Raw genomic sequence first — 18,458 nt, 5'->3', positions numbered from 1 at the left:
TTCCTGCCCGCTTAACCGAGAAACAGCTTGTAGGCAGGGTTGTCGCTTTCGTCCCAGTAGCGGTAGCCGATCTTGTCCAGCGCCGCCGGCAGCAGGTGGCGCTCCTGCTCCGGAACCTGCAGCCCGGCGACCACGCGGCCATCGGCGGCGCCATGGTTGCGGTAGTGGAACATGGAGATGTTCCAGCGTCCGCCCAGCTTGTTGAGGAAGTTGAACAGCGCACCGGGGCGCTCGGGAAACTCGAAACGCAGCACCATTTCGTTACTGACCCCGGCCGCATGGCCACCGACCATGTGCCGTGTGTGCAGCTTGGCCAGCTCGTTGTCGGTCAGGTCGAGCACCGGGAAACCCTTCTCGCGCAGGCCCTCCACCAGCGCCGCGCGCGGATCGGTCTCCGGATGGGTCTGCACGCCGACGAAGATGTGCGCCTCGCGGTCGGTGTGGTAGCGGTAGTTGAACTCGGTGATCTGGCGCTTGCCGATCGCCTCGCAGAAGGCCTTGAAGCTGCCCGGTTGCTCGGGGATGGTCACGGCGATGATCGCCTCGCGCTTCTCGCCCAGCTCGGCGCGCTCGGCGACATGACGCAGCCGATCGAAATTGACGTTGGCGCCCGAATCGATGGCCACCAGCACCTGGCCGGCGATACCCTCGCGCTCGACATACTTCTTGATGCCCGCCACGCCCAGCGCGCCGGCCGGCTCGGTGATCGAGCGGGTGTCGTCGTAGATGTCCTTGATCGCCGCGCAGATCTCGTCGGTGCTGACGGTGATCACCTCGTCGACGTAGCGCCGGCAGATGTCGAAGGTGTGCTCGCCGATCTGCGCCACCGCCACGCCGTCGGCGAACAGCCCGACCTGCTCGAGCACCACCCGCTCGCCGGCAGCCATCGCCGCCTGCAGGCAGTTGGAATCGTCCGGCTCGACGCCGATCACCTTGGTCTGCGGATAGAGGTATTTCACGTAGGCAGCGATGCCGGCCACCAGCCCGCCGCCGCCCACCGGGACGAAGATCGCGTCGATCGGACCCTGGTGCTGGCGCAGGATCTCCATCGCCACGGTGCCCTGGCCGGCGATCACGTCGGGATCGTCGTAGGGGTGGATGTAGACGTAGCCCTTCTCCTCCACCAGCTTCAGCGAGTAGGCCAGCGCCTCGGGAAACGCATCGCCGTGCAAGACCACCTTGCCGCCGCGGGCGCGCACGCCCTGCACCTTCAGTTCCGGCGTGGTGCGCGGCATGACGATGGTCGCCTTGATGCCCAGTTGCCTGGCCGCCAGCGCCACACCCTGCGCGTGGTTGCCGGCCGAAGCGGTGACCACGCCGCGCGCCAGTTCCTCGGGCGAAAGCTGCGCCAACCTGTTGTAGGCGCCGCGCACCTTGAACGAGAACACCGGCTGCAGATCCTCGCGCTTGAGCAGAATCTGGTTGCCGAGGCGTTCGCAAAGCTGGCGGGCCGGTTGCAGCGGAGTTTCGATGGCGACGTCGTAGACGCGCGAGGTGAGGATCTTCTTGACGTAGTATTCGAGCATTCTGGCTATCTTGGCGGGCGTTACGGGCAATTCACCGAGTCTACTCCGCGAAAAACCCCTCGACCACCGGCAATCCGCCGCCGGAATGCCGGTACAGCCCGGAGGACGAGACCCACCGGCGGCGCGGGGCTATAATCGGCAACTCGTCTTTCCCCGCCCGGACCCTTCCATGACCCAGGATCAGCTCAAGCAGGCCGTAGCCCAGGCCGCCGTCGACCACATCGTGCCCAAGCTCACCGACCGCAGCATCATCGGCGTTGGCACCGGTTCCACCGCCAATTTCTTCATCGACCTGCTGGCCGGACACAAGGGTTTCTTCGATGGCGCCGTGGCCAGCTCCGAGGCCACCGCCGAGCGCCTGAAGCAGCATGGCATCCCGGTCTATGACCTGAACTCGGTGAGCGAGCTGGAGTTCTACGTCGACGGCGCCGACGAGGCCAACAAGCACCTCGAGCTGATCAAGGGCGGCGGTGCGGCCTTGACCCGGGAGAAGATCGTCGCGGCGGTGGCGCGCACCTTCATCTGCATCGCCGACGGCAGCAAGCTGGTCGAACGGCTCGGCGCCTTCCCGCTGCCGGTGGAAGTGATTCCCATGGCGCGCAGCCATGTGGCCCGCGAACTGGTCAAGCTCGGTGGCGATCCGGTCTACCGCGACGGCGTGGTCACCGACAACGGCAACGTCATCCTCGACGTGCATAACCTGATGATCGGCTTCGCGCCGGACGTCGAAGCCCAGATCAACAATATCGTCGGCGTGGTGACCAACGGCCTGTTCGCCGCACGCCCGGCCGACATCCTGCTGCTCGGCACCCAGGACGGCGTGAAGACGCTGAAGCGCTAACAGCTGGAAGCTGGAAGCTGGAAAAGCGTCAGGCGGGATTCACGCTATCGGGTGTACCCCCTGTGGAGCCAGCTTGCGGGCGATGCTGTGCAGCGCCGATCGCCCGCAAGCGGGCTCCTACGAAAAGCACGCTTACCGCTGCGACAGCGGAGGATGGAGCCTTTTCTTCTCTTCCAGCTTCCAGCTTCAGGCTTCCAGCTGCTTTACCCCCGACCTTCGCTCAACAACGCCTCGGCATCTACCGGCCGTTCGGCGCCGCCGCCGAGGGCCTGGGCCAGGGCGATGTGGTTGAGCAACTGGTTCAGGCGATTCTCGGCCAGGGTGATCTCGGCGTTGCGCCGGGTCTGCTGGGCAGTGATCCAGGATTGCAGGCTTTCGGCGCCGGATTCGTAGCGCACCCGGTAGATGCGCTCAGCCTCGCGGGCGGCGTCCAGGGCGCGCTGGCGGTTCGCCTCCTGCTCGGCGTAGTGGCGGCGCCCGGCGAGGGTGTTCTCCACCTCGGCGAGGGCTTCGTAGAGGCCCTGGCGGAAGTCGTTGGCGGCGATCGCGTAGTCGGTGCGCGCCGTGTCCACCTGCAACTGCATCTGGTTCCACTGGAGGAACGGCAGGGTCAGCCCGGCGCCGAGGGCGCCGACCGGGTTCTGCAGCAACTGGCCAAGGGCACTGCTGGAGTAGCCGAGGGTGCCGGTCAGCGACAGATCGGGATAGTAGCTGGCGCGGGTCGCATCGACGCTCTTCAGGCTCGCGCGCAGGCGCAGCTCGCTGGCGCGCAGGTCGGGACGGCGGCTCAGCAGGGACGCCGGCAAGTCGGCGGCCACCGCTGGCAATTCGGCTCTAGCCAGGCTCGCCGGCGCCTCGAAGGCCGGCACCGCGCCGTCGTAGAGCACGGCCAGGGCATTGCGTTGTTCCACCTGCTCCTGGCGCAGGGCGACGTCGGCGGCGAGCTGGGTTTCCAGGCTCTGCCGCGCCTCGGCCAGTTCCAGCGCGGAGGACTGGCCGGCGTCGTATTGCGTCTGCACCAGCGCCAGGGTCTGCCGGGCGTAGTCGATGCTGGCGGCGCTGGCGGCCAGGCGTTCGTTGAGGTAGGCCAGTTGCCAGTACAGCTCGGCGACGGTGCCGATCAGCGCCAGGCGGGTAGCGGCATGGTCCTCGGCAGTGGCCAGGGTTTCCAGTTCGGCGGCGTCGGTGGCGCTGCCCAGGCGGTTCCACAAATCCACTTCCCAGCCCAGCGAGCCGGTCAGCGAGTAGCTGTGGGCGGTGCTGCCCTCGCCACGCAGGGCGCGGGTGCGGTCGGCGGACAGCCCGGCGCTGGCCTGCGGCCATTGCGCATCGCGGGCCAGGCCGGCCTGCAGGCGGGCGCGACGGACATTGAGCAAAGCATTGCCCAGGCTGTTGTTGCGCGCCAGGGCTCCATCCACCAGGCGGTCGAGCGTCGGATCGCCGAACGCCTTCCACCAGTCGGCGTTGGCACCAGCCTGGCTTTCGGCGAGCTGCTGCCAGTTGGTCGGCACCTGGGTCGTCGGGCGTTGGTAGTCGCTGCTCAGACTGGCACAGCCGGAAACGGCCAGGGCCAGGGCGAAAACGAGGGGCAGCAGGGGTCGGTTCACGGCGTCATTCTCGCGAGAGGGCATCGACAGGGTCCAGGCGCGCGGCGTTGCGCGCCGGCAGGAAGCCGAACACCAGGCCGATCACGGTGGAACAGAGGAAGGCGGCGACGATCGAGCCGCTGGAGAACACCAGGCTGAATTCGCTGGTGAAGCGGCTGAACACGGCGCCGAAGGCCAGCGCGCCGAGCACGCCCAGCGCGCCGCCAATCAGGCAGACCAGCACCGCCTCGATCAGGAACTGCCGGAGGATGTCGCTCTGCCGGGCGCCGACCGCCATGCGCACGCCGATCTCGCGGGTGCGCTCGGTGACCGAGACCAGCATGATGTTCATCACGCCGATGCCGCCGACCACCAGCGAGATCAGCGCGATCATCGAGATCAGCAGGGTCATGGTCTGGCTGGTCTTCTCGATGGTCTGGCGGATGGTATCGGTGTTCACCACGAAGAAGTCCTGCACGCCGTGGCGGCGGGTCAGCAGGCGGATGATGCCCTGCTCGGCGGCGTCGCTGGAGACCGTGTCGTCGATGCGCACGGTGATGCTCTCCAGGTGCGACTGGCCGAGCATGCGGTTCATCACCGCGGTGTAGGGCAGGTAGACGCGCAACTGGTCGCTGCCGCCGAAGTTGCTCTGGATCGGATCGAGCACGCCGACGATGCGTGCCGGCACGTTGCCGAGCAGCACGACCTGGCCCAGGGCGTCGCCGTTGGGGAAGAGCTTCTTGCGGGTGTTGTCGTCGATCACCACGCTCTGCGCCGAATCGCGCACGTCGCGGACGTCGAACGCCTTGCCCTGGGCGAAGGTGTAGCCCTTGGCGCGGAAGAACTGCTCGCCGACGCCGCTGATCGACGCCGTCAGCGCCTGCTCGCGATAGCGCAGGGTCCCGGAGCTGGACACCGAGGGCGTGACGCTGTCGACGAAGGATTGCCCGGCCAGCGCCTCGGCATCCGCCGGCACCAGGGTCTGCACCCGCGAGGAGCGGCGGTCGCCGAAGCCCGAACCGGGGAACACATCGACGGTGTTGGTGCCGATGGCGCTGATGTTGGCCAGTATCTGCTGCTGGGAGCCCTGCCCCAGCGCCACCACCGAGACCACCGAGGCGATGCCGATGATGATCCCGAGCATGGTCAGGAAGGTGCGCAGCTTGTGCGCCAGCATCGCCAGCACGGCCATGCGCAGCGCCTCGCCGAAACGCCCGAGGTCGGCGCGCCAGGCGCGTGCCGGGGTCGCCGCCTCGGGTTCGACGATGGGCGTGGCGCCGGCCGCCGGGCGGCGGCGGTCGGCGATGATGCGGCCGTCGCTGATCTCGATCAGGCGGTCGCAGGTCTCGGCCACGGCCAGGTCGTGGGTGACGATGATCACCGTGTGCCCGGCCGCGTGCAGTTCACGCAGCAGCTTGAGCATTTCCTGACCACTGTGGCTGTCCAGCGCGCCGGTGGGTTCGTCGGCGAGGATCACCTCGCCGCCATTCATCAGCGCGCGGGCGATGGAGACGCGCTGCTGCTGGCCGCCGGACAGCTGCGACGGCTTGTGGGTCAGGCGCTCGCCCAGGCCCATGCGGGTGAGCAGTTCGATGCTGCGGGCGCGGCGGCTGGCCGTGTCCTCGCCGGCATAGATCGCAGGAATCTCGACGTTGCCCACCGCGTCCAGATCGCCCAGCAGATGGTAGCGCTGGAAGATGAAGCCGAAGTGCTCGCGGCGCAGCTCGGCCAGCTCGTCCGGCGACAACCGCGCGGTTTCGCGCCCGGCGACCCGGTAGGTGCCGGCGCTGGGCCGGTCGAGGCAGCCGAGGATGTTCATCAGGGTCGACTTGCCCGAGCCGGAGGCGCCGATGATGGCGACCATCTCGCCACGCTCGATGGTCAGGTCGATGTCCTCGAGCACGGCGATGGTCTCCTCGCCGGCGGGGAATTCCCGGCGCAGGCCGCGCAGTTCCAGAAGAGGTGCGCTCATCTCAGAACCTCATCGCCGGGCCGCGGCCCGCGCGCATCACCGTGCTGGAACCGGCGGACGCATCGCCGAGGACGACCTTCTCGCCCAGCTCCAGCCCCTCGAGCACCTGCACATTGATCGAGTCTTCCAGGCCGATGCGGATGCGCCGCGGCTCGACACTGCCATCCGCTTTCAGCACCTGCACCGTGTAGAGGCCGTCGCGACCGGCGCGCCCCAGCGCCGAGGAGGGAATGCTCGGCACGTCCCGGGCGCTGTCCAGCACGATGCTCACCTGGGCGGTCATGGAGATGCGCAGCCGGCCGTCCTCGTTGGGCACATCGAGCGCGCCCAGGTAGTAGATGGCGCTGTCGGTGCTGCTGGTGGAGCTGCTGGAGGTGCTGTCGCTGGTGTTGATCGAGGCCGGCGCCGGCTCGATCATGCGCAGGGTCACCCGGTAGGGCTTGTCCGGCTCGCCGAGGATGGTGAAGCGGGCGTCCATGCCGGGCTTGACCTTGACCACGTCGGCTTCGGAGATTTCGGCCTTGACCGTCATTCGGTCGAGCTGGGCGATCTTCACCAGGGTCGGCGCCGACTGGCTGGAATTGACCGTCTGCCCCTGCTTGACCACCATGCCGACCACGGTGCCGTCGATGGGCGCGGTGATGCGGGTGTAACCCAGGTCCAGCTCGGCGGTGGAGACCTGGATCTGCGCCTGTTCGATCTGTGCGTCCAGCGCGACGATCTGCGCGCGGGTCGACGCCAGCTCGGCCTCAGCGGCCTCGTAGTCGCCGCGGGCGCTGGCATTCTGCGCGAGCATCTTCTGCTGCCGTTCGAAGGCCAGCTGCGCCTGCTTGAGCATGGCCTGCTGGGCGGCGCGCTGGGCCTTGACGTTGGCCAGCGAGGCCTTGGCGTTGGCCAGGGCGTTCTGCTGCGGCAGCGAATCGATCTCGGCGATCGGGTCGCCGGCCTTCACCTGGTCGCCGAAATCGACGTGCAGCGCCTCGACCTGCCCGGACACCTGGGCGCCGACGCTGACCTGGTTGAAGGCTTCCAGGGTGCCGGTGGCCACCACCGTCTGCTCGATGTTGGCCGGACGGACCTCGGCGGTCAGCAGCCCGGCCCCCGGGGCCGGTGCGTACAGCTGGCGGTAGGCCAGCCAGCCACCCGCGACGACGGCGGCCAGGAGGACGAACGACAGCAAATGTTTGCGTGTGAGTGGCATGGGTGACTCCAGCCGCGCCAGGCGGCCACTTCGGGAGGCGCCACTATAAGGATTCGGCGTGTCGGCGAGCGTCAGGGCTGGGTAACGATTCGTCAGCTTTGGGTAAAGATCGCGCCGACACCCTCAGCGGGCCGGTTTCGGCCGGCGGCTGAACACGTAGAAGCGGTTGGGCTCGCCCACCACGTAGATGTTGCCCTGGGCATCCATCGCCACGCCTTCGGCCTGGTCGATGCCCTGTACCAGCCCGTTGAGGCCGCCGAACAGGCTGATGAAGCTGCGCGGCTTGCCCTGCAGATCGAGTTCCACCAGCAGCCGCGACTCGTCGGAGAGCAGCAGCATATGACCGCTGCGCGGGTCGATGGCCAGCGAAGAGAGGTCGCGCACCAGCAACGGCTGACTCGGCAGCGCCTCCAGCGCGCCGACGGCGCCGTCCTCGCCGGGAAACGGCAGCGCGAACAACCCCAGCGGATCGCGCTCCTTGGCCAGCAGCAGGCGCTGGGCAAGCGGATCCCAGGCCAGGCCTTCGAAGCCCTTGTTGCCGGCATCGGCGAAGCCGAGGTCGTACGTGGCCAGGTCGTCCAGTTCGAGGTTTTCCACGCCCGGCTCGAGGCGGAACACCGCCACCAGGCGCCGCCGCTCATCGACGATCGCCAGACGCCCGTCGTCCAGCGCCTCGACCGCCTCCGGATCGGCGAAGCCGTTCAGGACGATACGACGCAGGATCACGCCGGAGGGCGTGAACTCGACGAGCTGCGGATTCCTGCCGGTCACGGTGAACAGCGTGCCGGTCAGCGGATTCCAGGTCAGTCCGGAGGTTTCGTCCTTCTCCAGACCGGCCAGGGCGGTTTCCAGCACCAGTTCGTAGTCCGGCAGCCAGATGCCCGCGGCGCGCTGCTCAGGGCTGACCGAACGCTCGTCCCAGTACAGCCGCAGCTGATCGTCCCAGTGCAGCAGGCGGCCGGCGACCAGAACCATGGCCAGGACGAACAACGGCAGAGCGTAGCCGAGCAGGCGCCAGCGGGCAGTACGGGTAGCGATGGGCATTCGAATCGTTCCGGCGAAAGGAACCGGATTACACCACGAGCGCCGCCCGCAGAGGAAACGCGAAACGCGGCGGGATCGTCCCGCCGCGCCGGATCACAACACGCGGCTCTCGAACCGCGACAGCCCGACCAGCTCCAGCACCAGTTGGTCGCCCTGTTCGAGCGGGCCGACGCCGGCCGGCGTACCGGTCAGCACCACGTCGCCCGGCTGCAGGCTGAAGTGCCCGGCGATGTGCTGCAGCAGCGGCACGATGGCATTGAGCATCTGGCTGCTGTTGCCGTCCTGGCGGATCTCGCCGTTGATGCTCAGGCGGATGCCGATGTCGTTCGGATCTTCCACCGCATCGCCCGGCACGAAAGGCGCGAGCACACAGGCGCCGTCGAAGCTCTTGGCGATCTCCCACGGATGGCCCTTCTCCTTGAGCCTGGCCTGCACGTCGCGCAGGGTCAGGTCCAGCGCCGGGGCGAAGCCGGAGATGGCGTCGCGGACCTCTTCCTCGTTCGGCTTGCGCGACAAGGGCTTGCCGATCAGCACGGCGATTTCCGCCTCGTAATGCACCGCGCCGCGATCCGTCGGAATCTTGAAACCGTCTTCAAGCGGCACGGTGCAGCTGCCGGCCTTGATGAACAGCAAGGGTTCGGTGGGCACCGGGTTGTTCAATTCCCGGGCGTGCTCGGCGTAGTTGCGGCCGATGCACACCACCTTGCCCAGCGGGTAGTGGATCGGCGTGCCGTCGGTGTACATGTGCTTGTAGGTCATAGGATTGCTCCGTAGCTGCAAGCCTCAAGCCTCAAGCTGCAAGTGAGCGCGCGTCCTGCTTTTTCTTGCGGCTTGCGGCTTGGAGCTTGCGGCTTTAATTAAAGATCTTGCCGGGGTTCATGATGCCGCTCGGGTCGAACGCGGCCTTGACCGCCTTCATGTATTCGATCTCGGCCGGCGAGCGGCTGTACTGGAGGTAATCGCGCTTGGTCATGCCGACGCCGTGTTCGGCGGAGATCGAGCCGTTGTACGTCTCGACGGTCTCGAACACCCACTTGTTCACCGCGGCGCATTTCTCGAAGAATTCTTCCTTGGACAGCGCCTCGGGCTTGAGGATGTTCAGGTGCAGGTTGCCATCGCCGATGTGGCCGTACCAGAGCACTTCGAAGTCCGGGTAGTTGCGGGTGACGATGGCGTCGATGTCGGCGAGGAAGGCCGGCACCTTCGACACGGTGACCGAAATGTCGTTCTTGTAGGGCGTCCAGTGGCTGATGGTCTCGGAGATGTACTCGCGCAGTTTCCACAGGTTCTGCAACTGCTGCTCGCTCTGGCTCATCACGCCGTCGATCACCCAGCCCTCGTTGACGCAATGTTCGAAAGTCGCCAGCGCCTGTTCGGCGCGCTCCTCGGTGGTGGCCTCGAATTCCAGCAGCGCGTAGAAGGGTGCGCGGGTTTCGAACGGCGCCGGCACGTCGCCGCGGGCGAGGATTTTGTCCAGGCAGCGGTCGGAGAAGAACTCGAAGGCGGTCAGGTCCAGCTTGTCCTGGAAGGCGTGCAGCACCGGCATGATGGAATCGAAATCGGGAGTGCCCAGCACCATCGCGGTGAGGTTGGTCGGCTGGCGCTCCAGGCGCATGGTCGCCTCCACCACGAACCCAAGCGTACCCTCGGCGCCGATGAACAGCTGGCGCAGGTCGTAGCCGGTGGCGTTCTTGATCAGGTCCTTGTTCAACTCCAGCAGATCGCCCTTGCCGGTGACGACCTTCAGCCCGGCGACCCAGTTGCGGGTCATGCCGTAGCGGATCACCTTGATCCCGCCGGCGTTGGTGCCGATGTTGCCGCCGATCTGGCTGGAGCCGGCGGAGGCGAAGTCCACCGGGTAGTACAGGCCCTTGTCCTCGGCGAACTGCTGCAGGACGGCGGTGACCACGCCCGGCTGGCAGACCACGGTGCGGTCGGTGGCATTGAAATCGAGGATCTGGTTCATGTAGTCGAAGGACACCACCACTTCGCCGTTGGCCGCCACCGCCGCGGCGGAAAGCCCGGTGCGCCCGCCCGACGGCACCAGCGCGACCTTGTGCTGGTTGGCCCAGCGGACGATGGCCTGGACCTGCTCGACGCTCTTGGGAAAGACGATGGCCGAGGGTGCCGGCGCGAAATGCTTGGTCCAGTCCTTGCCGTAGGCGTTCAGCGAATCGGCGTCGGTCAATACCTTGCCGGGTTCGACCAGGGTTTTCAGCTCATCGATCAGGGCGGAGTCGGTCATCACGGGAACTCTCATACGATTCATGGTCACCCTGAGCACGCTTCAGCACAGGGGTGGGGGTGTTTCGCGGGGCTCGTATGCTAGCATACGCCCCCCTTTGAAACGTGCCTCGGCAGACTTCCGACACCGCTCCAGCCGGTTCGGCCAGCCTTCGCTGGACACATCAGTCATAACCTCCGGCCTTAAAGGTTTTAATGCAGATGAGCCAGACCTCTCTCGATAAGAGCAAGATCAAGTTCCTTCTTCTGGAAGGCGTCCATCAGAACGCCGTCGACACCCTGAAGGCCGCCGGTTACTCGAACATCGAATACCTCAAGACCGCGCTGTCCGGCGACGAGCTGAAGGCGAAGATCGCCGATGCCCATTTTATCGGCATCCGTTCGCGCACCCAGCTGACCGAAGAGGTCTTCGACGCGGCGAAGAAGCTGATCGCCGTCGGCTGCTTCTGCATCGGCACCAACCAGGTCGACCTCAACGCCGCCCGCGAACGCGGCATCGCGGTGTTCAACGCGCCCTACTCCAACACCCGCTCGGTGGCCGAGCTGGTGCTCGCCGAAGCCATCCTGCTGCTGCGCGGCATTCCGGAGAAGAATGCCTCCTGCCACCGCGGTGGCTGGATCAAGTCGGCGGCCAACTCGTTCGAGATCCGCGGCAAGAAGCTCGGCATCATCGGCTACGGCTCCATCGGCACCCAGCTTTCGGTGCTGGCCGAGGCGCTGGGCATGCAGGTCTATTTCTACGACGTGGTGACCAAGCTGCCGCTGGGCAACGCCACCCAGGTCGGCTCGCTGTACGAGCTGCTGGGCATGTGCGACATCGTTTCGCTGCACGTGCCGGAGCTGCCGTCCACCCAGTGGATGATCGGCGAGAAGGAAATCCGCGCCATGAAGAAGGGCGGCATTCTGATCAACGCCGCCCGCGGCACCGTGGTCGAGCTGGACCACCTGGCCGCCGCGATCAAGGACGAGCACCTGATCGGCGCCGCCATCGACGTGTTCCCGGTGGAGCCGCGCTCCAACGACGAGGAGTTCGAAAGCCCGCTGCGTGGCCTGGACAACGTGATCCTGACCCCGCACATCGGCGGTTCCACTGCCGAGGCGCAGGCCAACATCGGCCTGGAAGTCGCCGAGAAGCTGGTCAAGTACAGCGACAACGGCACCTCGGTGTCCTCGGTCAACTTCCCGGAAGTGGCCCTGCCATCGCACCCGGGCAAGCACCGCCTGCTGCACATCCACCAGAACGTGCCGGGGGTGATGAGCGAGATCAACAAGGTCTTCGCCGACAACGGCATCAACATCTGTGGCCAGTTCCTGCAGACCAACGAGAAAGTCGGCTACGTGGTGATCGACGTGGACAAGGAGTACTCCGACCTGGCGCTGGAGAAGCTGCAGCATGTCAATGGCACCATTCGTAGCCGGGTGTTGTTCTGATACGAAGGGTGTGAAGGAGGGAGGCTTCGGCCTCCCTTTTTCATGACGATGTCTGAGTTAGCTGTTTCCAAGCGGTTCCGGGGAAGCTCGGAGCCTTGCAGGGTGGGCCGGGCGCACGCGGGTAGGTTGGCGCTGAGCGCAGCGAAGCCCAACAGGGATCGGCACGAACATGTTGGGCTACGTCGCTTCGCTCCTCAACCCAACCTACAGCGTACGGCGCCCATGCAATACGCAAGTGGGACATATTTATGACCGTTTGCAGGCCTCCTAACTACCCGCCCCTCGCCGCTCCCCAGCCCGCGCGTCAGGCACCGCCGAGCCTTCTTCCCGATCGGGCAAGGGCGGCCCATCCGTCTCGCTCGGCGCCTGCCCCGCGGGCACCGCTGGCACCCCACTTCCCTGCGGGTCGTCACGCGGCCGCTCGATGACCTCCTGCCGCGGCTCGCTGCTGTCCAGCGGATGCTGACGAGCCTTCTCCGGATGGGTCGGCCCGGTGCCTCCGGCAGAGACCACCTGGCTGCCCGCCAGGGCGACGAGCAGGACACAGCAACGCAGCGCTGACATGCGACACCTCCGATCGTGGAGCTTCACCGGGTTTGGCAAACCGCCGCCGGGAAGGTTTCAGCGCGGCGGACGCGATGCCGCAACGCGAACACAAGCGGCCCGGCGCACTCGATGCCCGCCGGGCCGGCCTGGCCTTCAGCGTGGGGCTAGCGGATCAGTAGGCGCCGCGCGCGCCGCCTTCGCCGCCCGTGCCGGTGGTGCCCTGCTCACCCCGTGATGCGTCGTCGGCACTGGTATCGAGGTCGGCATCGGTGTCGGCATGCTCCGGCTCGGTCGTCGTGCCGCCATCGCTATCCGGCATGCTGCCCATGCCGGTACCGCTGCCCGTACCGCCCATCGAGCCTTGCTCCATGGTGCCGTGCTCCATGGAATCATGGGTGGCGTCGTCGGACGTGCCGCTGCCACCGGCGGCGAAGGCCGTGCTCGACAGCAGCCCGGCGAAGATCAATGCGGCAATCTTGTCGATGTTCATGATCGTCTCCTGCTTTTATCAGGTGTACACAGAATCCGGCAGCAGGCGGCGCAAAGGGTTTCGCGACGAGGCATTGCAAAACATGACGCCGATGCCGGCCCGGTATCAGCGCAGCAACTGCCACAACGAGGCGCCGACGCCGGCCATGCTTTCCCCAGCCACCAGTCCCGCCGCCGCGACGATCACGAAGCGTTCGCCGAGAGTGCGCCAGCGCGAGGCGAACAGCCAGGCGAGCAACGCCCCGCCGGTCATCATCAGCGAGATCGAGGCGGGGATGATGAACGCCAGGCCGAGCGCCGCGGAGCTCGGCAGCCAGCGCAGCCGCCGTTCCGCCAGCAATCCTTCCAGCGCACCCAGCAGCACGCCGCACAGCGCCCCGGCCAGCATCGCCCAGCGGATATCGCCCGCGAGCGCGCCCAGCCCGCCGGTCAGGGCCTCGGCCACCGCCTTCCAGGTCGCGACCGCCGGCGCCGGCCATTCGGTGCTGATCAGCATCGCCTGCGGGTCGGGGATCAGCACCCGGTAGACCAGCACGCCCACCATGCTGCCGAGCAGGATGCCCAGGCACTGCGCAACCAGTTGCCGACCTGGCGCCGCGCCGATGACATGACCGACCTTGAAGTCGTTGAGCAGATCGGTGCACTGCCCGGCCGCCCCGCCGGCCGTGTTGGCGCTCATCAGGTTGACCGGCACCTGCCCCGGAGCGAGCACGCCGAACCCCAGTTGCGACAACTGACCGATGGCGCCGATCGGCGGAATCCCGGTGGCACCGACCACCCGCGCGGCGACCACCGCCAACAGCAGCGCCAGTGGAATCGACAGCAGCGCCAGCCACGGATCGATGCCGAACAGGCTGACCTGCAGCGACACCACCAGCACCACCGCCAGCAACAGGCCGCAGGCGGGCAGCCCGGCCGGCCGCGGCAGCCGCGGCAAACCACGCGCCGGCGCCCTGCGCCCACGCCACAGGCGCAGCCCCAGCGACGTGAGCGTGGCACAGACCATCAGGCTGACGCCCGGCCACAGCAGCCATTCGATGAGTACGGCGAATTGCGGCCCCGGCGCGGCGGGCGGCAGCCGCACCAGCCCTTCGGCCAGCAGCCAGGGCGCGAGCAGCCCCCAGGCCAGCACGGCGCCGAGCAACAGCGACAGGCCGACGCGCAGGCCGATGATGCCGCCGAAGCCCAGCAACAGCAGTGACGGCTCGAAGGTGAAGGTCAGGCGCTCCAGGTGCGCCGACGGTGCCCAGCGCGGCAGCGACCAGAGGAAGATATCGCTCAGCTTGGCGCCAGCGGCGAGCGCGGCCGCACCACCCAGCACCCACAGGCGGCGCCCGGCTTCGGCGCCGTGGCTGTAGATCTGCTGCAGGGTCGCCAGTGTCGCCATGCCCTCGGGAAAGCGCAATCCGCTCTCGACGATCAGCGACGGGCGCAGGTACCAGGCGACCCAGATGCCGAGAAAGCTCACCGAAAACACCCAGGCCATCAGCGGCGTGCTGTCCAATTGCTGACCGGTGAGCAACGTATAGGCCGGGATCGGCGCCACCAGCCCGCCGGAAACGATCGAGGCGCAGGCCGAGGCGGTGGTCTGGTTGATATTGCTTTCCAGCAGGCTCCAGCGCGGGCTGCCGAACCCGGCCGCGAGGCTGCGCCAGAAGGCGAAGCCGATCAGCAGGGCGATGATCGACATGTTGAACGACCAGCCGATCTTCAGCCCCGAGTAGACATTCGATGGCGCCAGCAGGGCACCCAGCAGCAAGCCGGTCATCAGCGCGCGCAGGCTGAGTTCGCGTGGCACGCGAGAAGTGGCAGTCATGCGCATTACCTTAGGCGCAAAAACGCGCAGGCACCACGGCAAAAAACACCGGTCACGGTCGGGCCATGCACATGCGCCCCGGGATAATGCCCGTTCGCCGATGCGTAGCTGAACTTCGCTGCAAGGTGCTGGTCGTTTAGTAACTTTTTAATCAATCAGGCCCGACTGCCTAGGTACCGAACATGGATGCGGATCTTACGCGGGACCCACCCTCGCCAACTGTCACCCTGCTCACCGGCAACGAGTTGCTGGGGCTGTTCTTTCGCCATTTTCTCGGCGAGCAGGCGCAACTCGAAGTCTCCCTCGCCGGGCTGGAAGCCGGCGAACATCGCGGCGCCGACCTGTTCCTGGTCGATGCCGGGCACACCCAGGCCGAACAGATCTCCAGCCTGATCGACCAGCTCGACGAGCACACGCCGGTGGCGCTGGTGAATATCGTGCCCGAACAGGCCGAGCAACTGGTGGACAAGCACCCGGTGATTCGCGGCGTGTTCTACAGCCACGCCACCCGCGAACACCTGCTCGAAGGCATCCGCGTGCTGCTCGAAGGCGGCGACTGGCTGCCGCGCGTGCTCACCGAGCGCCTGCTCGGGCAATGGCGGCGGATGCGCCAGCTCGCCGAGACCAAGGCCAGCCTGACCCTGCGCGAGCGGGAGATCCTCAGTCTGGCCGGCAAGGGCCTGTCCAACGCCGAAATCGCCGAACAGCTGTGCCTGAGCCCGCATACCATCAAGAGCCACATCCACAACCTGTTGCGCAAGATCGGCGCGTCCAATCGGGCCGAGGCGGCCTACCTGCTGCGCAGCCGCCTCGATTGGGACGAGTCCTGCCGCGCCTGAACGTCACGAAACCCCAACGAAAAGCATCGTCCCGAGGTCGGGCCGGAGCGCACCGAACCGGTGGGAGGCCGCGTCCGCTCCCGGCGGCCTGCGGCATTCACCACATTCATGTGGATTGCATGCCCTCGCGGCGATTGCGGAACGGGCGGGTTGCAACCGCCGAACGGGCCAGACGCCCGCTTCGGCCAGTTGCGCCCCCGCTGAAAACCGCCGCCAACGCAGCATTAATCCCCACGTATTGGCGAAACCGCGTGTTTTGCATCCTTCGACGGATGTTCAGCACGCCCCGTACCGCCAAGAATCGGCCTCACTCATCCAGGCATGTAGCGAGGCTGCCGTGGTTCTGTCATGCGCCACCCGCATCGTCGTCCTTCTCGCCGCCTTGACCGGCCCGTGGCTGCATGCCGCCGACCTGCTGGACAATGGCGACCTGGCGCCGGATGCGGGCCCGTTCGACAATACGGCCCCAGCCGGGCTGGCGACGCCGTTGCCGACCGCGCAACGGGCCCAGGTGCTGCAGCAGGGCGCGGGCAACATCGCCGAACTGGCCCAGAACGGCCAGGCGCTGCAGGCGCGGATGCTGCAACAGGGCAGCGCGCAGGAAGCCTTCATCCTCCAGCATGGCGACAACCTGCTGGCGGTCATCGAGCAGGTCGGCCAGGGCAATTTCGCCGCGATCAGCCAGATCGGCCGCGACAACCAGGCCTCGATCAGCCAGTACGGGGCCTACAACAGTGCGCGGATCGAGCAGGTCGGCGACGGCCTGCGCGGCGCCGTCAGCCAGTACGGCACCAGCCAGCGCATCGACATCGTGCAATCCCGCTAGGAGAGCTCCATGTTCAAGTCCGCGCCGCTCGCCATCATCGTCATGCTCGGCAGCACCGCCGCGCTGGCGGAAAACAGCGTCGAGCTGGAACAGATCGGTACCGGCAACCACGCCGTGATCTACCAGGGCGACGTCGTCGACGCCAGCCAGGCCCGCGTCAGCCAGATCGGCCACTACAACATGGCCAGCATCGCCCAGGCCGGCGAGAGCTACTTCAATGTCGCCAGCCTGCACCAACTGGGCGACGCCAATATCGCCGCCATCGAACAGAGCGGACGCGCCAACCAGCTCAGCGCCAGCAGCACCGGCACGGCCAACCAGCTGTCGGCCAGCCAGACCGGCTTCGCCGTGGCCCGGGTCACGCAGACCGGCGTCGACAACTCGCTGACCTTCGCACAGCAGACCTACTACGAAGGCTCGGCGCTGAACGTCGAGCAACACGGCACCGCCAACCTGGCGAACATCGCCCAGGGCGACGGCAATCGCCTGGCCCTGCTGCAAGCCGGTACGCTCAACAGCGCCGAGATCCGCCAGACGGCCTACCACAACGAGCTGGACTTCACCCAGAGCGGCGACGGCAACCGCCTCGACGTCGACCAGAGCGGCTACGGCGGCAGCATCGTCGGCTCGTCCAGCGGCAGCCGCAACAGCGTCGCGATCGACCAGTCGTATGCCTCCAGCCGTGCCGCGGTGGTGCAGAGCGGCAGCGACAACCTGGCCAGCATCGAGCAGGTCTACGAGGCGCACCAGGCCACCATCACCCAGCAGGGCAGCGCCAACCAGGCCCATATCCGCCAGAGCATGCCGGTGGACCCCTATAGCTATACTCCGGGCGTCGCGACGATCCACCAGAGCGGCAGCGGCAACAGCGCCGGCATCACCCAGCGATAGCGGGGCGAGACGCGCACAGGGACTTGCAGGACGAACATTCACGGAAGCGCAACGGATGCTGACAATGACCCTCGCCACCTGGCTGCTGGCCGCCACCCCCACCCCCGTCGAAGCCAGCCTCGAACTGCAGCCGATCGAAACCCGGCGGCTCGCCCTCGCACTGTGCTTCAAGGGCAGCGGCCAGCGGGTGCGCTTTCGCCTCCTGGTGCGCTCCAGCGGCGCCGCGGGCAACAGCCAGACCGCCCAGAGTGGCACCCTGGTCGCCGGCGAAGCGCCGCAATGCCCGCTGCGCAACCGACTCGGCATCGCCGCCGACAGCCGGGTCGAAGCCGAGTTGCAGTGGTGGATCGACGAGGCCGAGCAGCCGGCGATCCTGCGCAGCTACCCGGATGACACCGGCAGCGACGACGAGCAGAGCGAGCAGCACCTGCCGGAGCAGATCGCCTGACGGCGGCTTCCCCGTTTCGCGCCAGATGACCAGCGGCAGACCATCAGGCGCTCGTTCAGCGCAGGTTCAGCCCGAGTTCAGCCGACGTTCAGTGGCAACCGTTCAGGCTAGGGACCGTCAATCCCGCTGTCCGAACAGGAGTCACCGATGAAAAAGCTGCACACCCTGGCCCTCGCCACGTCCCTCGGCCTCTTCAGCCTCGGCGCCCATGCCGCGGAAAATTTCGCCGGCATCACCTGGGGCGAAAGCACCGTCAACATCGACCGTTCCGGCACGCTGAAACAGAACATGGGCCGCGACCACTTCGATGACGTCATCAAGAACAGCGGCACCTGGGGCGTGCGAGCCGGCCAGATGACCGACGAGAACCGCTACTACCTGACCTACGAGAACGTCTCCGACGATTACGGCAGCACCCTCAAGCTGCGCCAGCAGAACCTGATCGGCAGCTACGACCTGTTCCTCCCGCTGGGCGACAGCACCCGCCTGTTCGGCGGCGCCAGCGCCGGCCTGACCAAGCTGGAGAACGAATCCCGCGGCTACAGCCGCGACAGCGACATCGGCTACCTGGTCGGCCTGCAGGCCGGTATCCTGCAGACGCTGGCCGAGAATGTCTCGGTCGAGGCCGGTTACCGCTACCTGCGCAGCAACGCCGGCACCGAAGTGGCCGAGCGCGGCGTCGGCAAGCTCGGCTCGATCGACGTGCACAGCAGCAAGCAGGCCTATCTGGGTCTGAACTATCACTTCTGACAGAAACG

General features: G+C 66.9%; 16 protein-coding genes. 7 read left to right on the top strand and 9 right to left on the bottom strand.

The genetic code is table 11. The features are described from left to right. Positions 1-11: 11 nt before the first annotated feature. Positions 12-1,535 carry a threonine ammonia-lyase, biosynthetic gene (gene ilvA / locus IN820_RS11700; protein WP_193681161.1) on the bottom strand — a complete coding sequence of 508 codons (1,524 nt, stop codon included), beginning with the start codon at positions 1,533-1,535 and terminating at the stop codon, positions 12-14. Between the two features lie 160 nt (positions 1,536-1,695). On the opposite strand from ilvA, the gene rpiA reads away from it, so the two are divergent. Beyond that, entirely contained in the window at positions 1,696-2,367 is a 672-nt protein-coding gene (gene rpiA, locus IN820_RS11695; protein WP_193681145.1) for a ribose-5-phosphate isomerase RpiA, read from the top strand. A gap of 203 nt (positions 2,368-2,570) precedes the next feature. Here the strand turns inward: rpiA and IN820_RS11690 are convergent, their stop codons facing one another. The 6 genes from IN820_RS11690 to IN820_RS11665 all read right to left on the bottom strand — a co-directional run bounded on the left by IN820_RS11690 (position 2,571) and on the right by IN820_RS11665 (position 10,415). Continuing rightward, the gene (locus tag IN820_RS11690) at positions 2,571-3,974 is read right to left on the bottom strand and encodes an efflux transporter outer membrane subunit (protein ID WP_193681144.1); all 1,404 of its coding nucleotides are present in this window, start codon (positions 3,972-3,974) and stop codon (positions 2,571-2,573) included. 4 nt (positions 3,975-3,978) lie between these two features. After that, on the bottom strand, positions 3,979-5,925 hold the full coding sequence (locus IN820_RS11685; RefSeq protein WP_193681143.1) for a MacB family efflux pump subunit: 1,947 nt from the start codon (positions 5,923-5,925) through the stop codon (positions 3,979-3,981). A gap of 1 nt (position 5,926) precedes the next feature. Continuing rightward, positions 5,927-7,126, bottom strand: coding sequence for an efflux RND transporter periplasmic adaptor subunit (locus IN820_RS11680; RefSeq protein ID WP_193681142.1), 1,200 nt, complete (start codon positions 7,124-7,126; stop codon positions 5,927-5,929). Between the two features lie 123 nt (positions 7,127-7,249). Beyond that, positions 7,250-8,170: an SdiA-regulated domain-containing protein gene (locus IN820_RS11675; protein ID WP_193681141.1), complete on the bottom strand. Its 921-nt coding sequence runs from the start codon at positions 8,168-8,170 to the stop codon at positions 7,250-7,252. A gap of 93 nt (positions 8,171-8,263) precedes the next feature. Next, positions 8,264-8,929 (bottom strand): fumarylacetoacetate hydrolase family protein, encoded by a 666-nt coding sequence (locus IN820_RS11670; protein WP_193681140.1) that lies wholly within the window; start codon positions 8,927-8,929, stop codon positions 8,264-8,266. Positions 8,930-9,023: 94 nt separating this feature from the next. After that, entirely contained in the window at positions 9,024-10,415 is a 1,392-nt protein-coding gene (locus tag IN820_RS11665; protein WP_193681139.1) for an FAD-binding oxidoreductase, read from the bottom strand. Positions 10,416-10,615: 200 nt separating this feature from the next. On the opposite strand from IN820_RS11665, the gene serA reads away from it, so the two are divergent. Continuing rightward, a complete protein-coding gene (gene serA, locus IN820_RS11660) occupies positions 10,616-11,845 on the top strand; it encodes a phosphoglycerate dehydrogenase (protein WP_193681138.1) in 1,230 nt (409 codons plus the stop codon). Positions 11,846-12,563: 718 nt separating this feature from the next. On the opposite strand, the gene IN820_RS11655 is transcribed toward serA, so the two are convergent. Both IN820_RS11655 and IN820_RS11650 read right to left on the bottom strand, forming a co-directional pair. Continuing rightward, positions 12,564-12,881 (bottom strand): hypothetical protein, encoded by a 318-nt coding sequence (locus IN820_RS11655; protein ID WP_193681137.1) that lies wholly within the window; start codon positions 12,879-12,881, stop codon positions 12,564-12,566. Between the two features lie 105 nt (positions 12,882-12,986). Next, positions 12,987-14,696: an OPT/YSL family transporter gene (locus IN820_RS11650; protein ID WP_235989142.1), complete on the bottom strand. Its 1,710-nt coding sequence runs from the start codon at positions 14,694-14,696 to the stop codon at positions 12,987-12,989. A gap of 254 nt (positions 14,697-14,950) precedes the next feature. Between IN820_RS11650 and IN820_RS11645 the strand changes: the two genes are divergently transcribed. The 5 genes from IN820_RS11645 to IN820_RS11625 all read left to right on the top strand — a co-directional run bounded on the left by IN820_RS11645 (position 14,951) and on the right by IN820_RS11625 (position 18,450). Then, a complete protein-coding gene (locus IN820_RS11645; RefSeq protein WP_193681160.1) occupies positions 14,951-15,535 on the top strand; it encodes a response regulator transcription factor in 585 nt (194 codons plus the stop codon). A gap of 337 nt (positions 15,536-15,872) precedes the next feature. Next, a complete protein-coding gene (locus IN820_RS11640; protein WP_313026159.1) occupies positions 15,873-16,361 on the top strand; it encodes a curli production assembly protein CsgB in 489 nt (162 codons plus the stop codon). A gap of 9 nt (positions 16,362-16,370) precedes the next feature. After that, the gene (locus tag IN820_RS11635) at positions 16,371-17,252 is read left to right on the top strand and encodes a hypothetical protein (protein WP_193681135.1); all 882 of its coding nucleotides are present in this window, start codon (positions 16,371-16,373) and stop codon (positions 17,250-17,252) included. Positions 17,253-17,307: 55 nt separating this feature from the next. After that, on the top strand, positions 17,308-17,700 hold the full coding sequence (locus IN820_RS11630) for a hypothetical protein (protein ID WP_193681134.1): 393 nt from the start codon (positions 17,308-17,310) through the stop codon (positions 17,698-17,700). Positions 17,701-17,847: 147 nt separating this feature from the next. Beyond that, complete coding sequence (locus IN820_RS11625; RefSeq protein ID WP_193681133.1) at positions 17,848-18,450, top strand: outer membrane protein; 603 nt, start codon at positions 17,848-17,850, stop codon at positions 18,448-18,450. The last annotated feature ends 8 nt before the right edge of the window (positions 18,451-18,458 follow it).

The sequence above is a fragment of the Pseudomonas lopnurensis genome, assembly GCF_015070855.1.
In the GTDB taxonomy this organism is placed as follows: Bacteria; Pseudomonadota; Gammaproteobacteria; order Pseudomonadales; family Pseudomonadaceae; genus Stutzerimonas; species Stutzerimonas lopnurensis.
Note: the sequence above shows the minus strand (reverse complement) of the source record. Positions and strands in the feature narration are given on the sequence as shown.